At 44.6% G+C, this 3796-nt stretch carries 3 protein-coding genes and 1 pseudogene; 3 read left to right on the top strand and 1 reads right to left on the bottom strand.

The features are described from left to right. Window positions 1-227 precede the first annotated feature (227 nt). The 3 genes and pseudogenes from IQ246_RS29075 (at window position 228) to IQ246_RS31415 (ending at window position 3185) form a co-directional block, all read left to right on the top strand. Complete coding sequence (locus IQ246_RS29075) at window positions 228-1508, top strand: hypothetical protein (RefSeq protein ID WP_194006751.1); 1281 nt, start codon at window positions 228-230, stop codon at window positions 1506-1508. A gap of 101 nt (window positions 1509-1609) precedes the next feature. Continuing rightward, window positions 1610-1966 (top strand): annotated as a pseudogene (locus IQ246_RS29070) (DUF4351 domain-containing protein); the annotation flags it as partial. 325 nt (window positions 1967-2291) lie between these two features. Then, on the top strand, window positions 2292-3185 hold the full coding sequence (locus tag IQ246_RS31415) for a tyrosine-type recombinase/integrase (protein WP_208492352.1): 894 nt from the start codon (window positions 2292-2294) through the stop codon (window positions 3183-3185). 106 nt (window positions 3186-3291) lie between these two features. On the opposite strand, the gene IQ246_RS29060 is transcribed toward IQ246_RS31415, so the two are convergent. Continuing rightward, window positions 3292-3525, bottom strand: coding sequence for a hypothetical protein (locus tag IQ246_RS29060; RefSeq protein ID WP_194006749.1), 234 nt, complete (start codon window positions 3523-3525; stop codon window positions 3292-3294). Between the last annotated feature and the right edge of the window lie 271 nt (window positions 3526-3796).

The raw sequence follows: 3796 nt of genomic DNA, 5'->3' as shown, positions 1-3796 counted from the left end.
AAGCACCACAAAACCCAAAAAACAAACGCCACAATCTGCTTAACTCTTCGATTTTCAATTTTGGAGTGTAAAGCTTGTGACTCAGTTATCCTGAGTTACTTTGTCATGCGTTTAGTCTAAACTCCAGAGATAAGCAACTCAAAAAAAGTGCTGCCGCCCGTTTTGCTGTCAAGGAAATCGTTAAGGACAGCGCAAAACAAGCGGGTAGAGATTTTCTGGATTTACCCTTGTACTGGTTGCCTGACTTCCTCGAAGCTTGGAAGGGTGATGGTGCTTTTAGCGCCTCATGGGGTGTACTAAGCATTTATCGCCGTGACACCAAGCATCAAGAATTGGCTAACTCTGCTGTATTTAATATCTACCTTGATGCTACTACCACAGCAGAACAGTTGAAATTGAAACTCGACTATCATGAATCCGTGTTAGTCATTGAGCAGTCACGTCCTGACTACAGCAATTTAAAAGTGGTCAACGTTACTGGCCTGGGTAAACTGCCCAAAAATCGCTCAGATTCTTTAACCACCCGTGTGAATGCCCTCAAAGAAACTTTGACAAAGCTGCACTCCCAACTGGGCATTATTGATTGGAAGGCGATCGCTGACACTACAAGTGACCGCACAGAATACGGTCACTTTGTCGATGGTCGTGGTGTTAATCGGTTTAGTGAGTGTGATGCAATCGCTTCTTTTGGCATTCCCTACCAAAACATCGGCAGTTTGGCAGCACACTTCCAGGTGATGACTGGAGAAAGAGTCAACCTGGAAGATGAAAATAGCACTTTTCAAAAGTATCTCACCGAATTGCTACAAGCTGAAATCATCCAAGAGATTGGGCGATTACGTTCACATCGTCGCCCCAATGTGGAGCTAACATTCTACTTCTGCGCTGATTATGATTTGGGTTTCCTCGTGAGTGAATTACCAGGAGTGAAATTAGAGGTTGTTGATGCCTGCGATTTCTGCATTGAAGCTGGTAGCCCCGCGAAGCAGACCGGACACGCCATAGTCAACGCATTCAAGTCGCTTTGGCAGTCACACCAAAAAATTGGACAAAAGGCTCTAGCCAACATTGCTGAAATCTCCCAAGCTTGGGTGAGCCGATTTACCCAGAGATGGGGGGGCTGGCAGCACTTTAAAAAATTATTACTCTTGCTATTAGATAGTCTTAATAGCGGTAGTAATAAAAATTTGGCTGACTTAGACGATGATGAAAGGTGGTTTGCTTGTGAATACTTCCCCCAGTTAATTGCAGAATCAGAATCATCACCCGAAGATGCCTTCAAGCATATAGCTGAAGTCGCCACAAGCGTTACTAATATTGCGATGCGGCGAATTCTGCACAGTTGCACCCCGGCTGTTAGGGCTGGCTTGCTGATGATTATCTTGCGTTGCTTACCCACTGAGATTTACTCAATTTCAGTACATGAACTGCGACCGTTGGAAGAGTTAGTACCGCAGTTTTACGGCTTGTTGTCCCAAGAGGTTTTGCCACTGGAGGGGGTTGGTTAGTTGGTTAGGTAAAAATCGAGTTTGATTGAAAGCAGTTTTTCTGCTTAGTTGACGGTACTGGTCTGATTTGTATTGAATAATATTCGTTGTTACTAAAATGGACTCAAGTTGCTCAAAGAGTGGCTAGAATTCCAGATAGGAACGAAAGACAGAATATTGCCGGGTGTGCTGAAATTTTAGCGGGTTTGAGATTTGAGAAAGACTTAATTCGTCAGTTTTTAAGGGAGGATATCATGCAGGAGTCAGTAATTTATCAGGATATTGTGCAAAAGGAAGCATTAAAATATACTTTGCGTCTCTTGAATAGACGATTTGATGAAATTGATGCACCAATAGTTGAACAAATTCGAGCGCTATCTACTGAGCAATTGGAAACATTGGGAGAGGCATTTTTAGATTTTTCAACTGTCTCTGATTTATCGGCTTGGTTAGCGAAACCAGCCGACGGCTTATCTTAGCACCCCCGCAGGAATAAGTTGGTCAGGCTTATATTTATCAATTCATTCACAATCTCTCATGGAGGCGGCACGCGCCGTACCCGGCGCGTGCCAAGCCTGACCAACTTATTTTTGCTTAACCCCTTAGAGGATGGCGATCGCTAATCGCCAAATTAGAATGACCCAAAGTTTCTTTTACCAGCACAGGGTTAGTTCCTCGCTCAATAGCATGTGACCCGTGGGCAGGTCGCTATACATAAGCTCTCTACGAGACGCGTAAGCGAACGCTTACCGCCGATTCACTGTACAATGAAAGCGACATAATTCCTCTATTGTCGCATTCGTCATGCCCGTCGCCTTAGTCCACACTCAGCAGCGCAAGCAGCTAGCTTCATTAGCTCCGGCAGACGCCCAAGCTAAGCTAGTAGAGATGTGGCTATACGGGAAATCTCAGACATCGCAAAGCACTTATCGCTTCTACATCACTAAATTTTTGGCTTATGTAGCTAAACCACTTAGGTCAGTAACCTTGGAAGACCTTTATGATTTTGCTGGACATTTGTCACAGTTGGGCTTGGCAGCTAGTACCCAAAAAACTTACCTCTCAGTTGTCAAGTCACTACTATCGTTTGCGATGAAAATCGGATTAACAACTGTAAATGTTGGGGCAGCTATGAGTTTGGGAAAAACAGCTGATAGCTTAAACGAGCGGCTGCTGACGGAATCAGAAGTGGCTAAGTTAATTTGGATGGAGCCAAATCCACGCAATCGAGCAATTCTGCGCCTGTTATACGGCGCTGCTTTGCGGGTCAGTGAACTATGCACTTTGAAATGGAGGGATTTGACAGCACGAGGTGATAGTGGACAGGTAACGGTACTGGGTAAGGGTAGCAAAACGCGCTCTGTCTTGTTACCCAAGTCAGTTTGGGATGATTTGGTGGGGTTACGAGGTGATGCTTTAAGCGATGACCCAGTGTTTTGTAGCCGCAAGGGGAAAGGAAAGGGACATCTTGACCGCAAGACGATCAATAAAATTATTGCGACGGCGGCTAAAAGAGCAGGGTTGGATGCTCCTATATCTCCTCACTGGTTACGTCATGCTCATGCTAGTCATGCTCTAGAACGAGGAGCCAATATTGGATTAGTACAACAAACATTGGGTCATGCAAACGTGGCGACTACTAGCCGCTATTTACACGCAAGACCCAGCGATAGTTCATCTCTTTATCTGCCTGTTTAGCAATCGACATGCCAAATTTTGCAAATCAAAGTAATATGTCCGCGCTCAAATCTTCCAGGAAACAGATACATTTCTCCCGCTGACGGCTGGTGATCACTAGGCAGACTCAGCAAGTTTTCAATGATCGCAATACTGCGAGTGGCAAGTTTACCCTTAGTGTTGGACTTGCGAATCGTAAGATGCTCCCGGCGTAACCACCCGCTAAGAGTGCGATCGCATTTGCCCTTTCACTTTCAATTATATATATCAGCGCACAAGCATACTGCCAAGAAATAAATGCCCAGCCGTCAAACAAGCGATCCTCAACACCCACGAATAATTTCAACACACGGCTGGGCATTTATTTTTATGGATCACTCCAAAACCTAATTTTTTACGATTTCTGTTGTCTATGCCCTCAGTGATAAAATCGCTAATAATACAAATTTACTACTAGTACGAGCAAATGACGGAACGTGGCAGCTATAACGGTAAACCAACGGCAGCAAATTTGTCATCACGGGATTTGGCCCAAAGATTTGCTACGGCTATCGGTGAATTTAACTGGCAGACTGACTATCTTAAGTTTTGCGAACTTTTAGAATTAGAACCGGGAGATTATGCGTACGAAC

The organism is aff. Roholtiella sp. LEGE 12411 (assembly GCF_015206995.1).
Taxonomy (GTDB): Bacteria; Cyanobacteriota; Cyanobacteriia; order Cyanobacteriales; family Nostocaceae; genus Komarekiella.
This window is presented reverse-complemented; position numbering and strand designations above follow the sequence as displayed.

Bases quoted from the DNA above. Each gene is read 5' to 3' on its own strand.
- IQ246_RS31415 (WP_208492352.1), top strand. From the start codon at position 2,292: ATGCCCGTCGCCTTAGTCCACACTCAGCAGCGCAAGCAGCTAGCTTCA.
- IQ246_RS29060 (WP_194006749.1), bottom strand. From the start codon at position 3,525: ATGCCCAGCCGTGTGTTGAAATTATTCGTGGGTGTTGAGGATCGCTTG.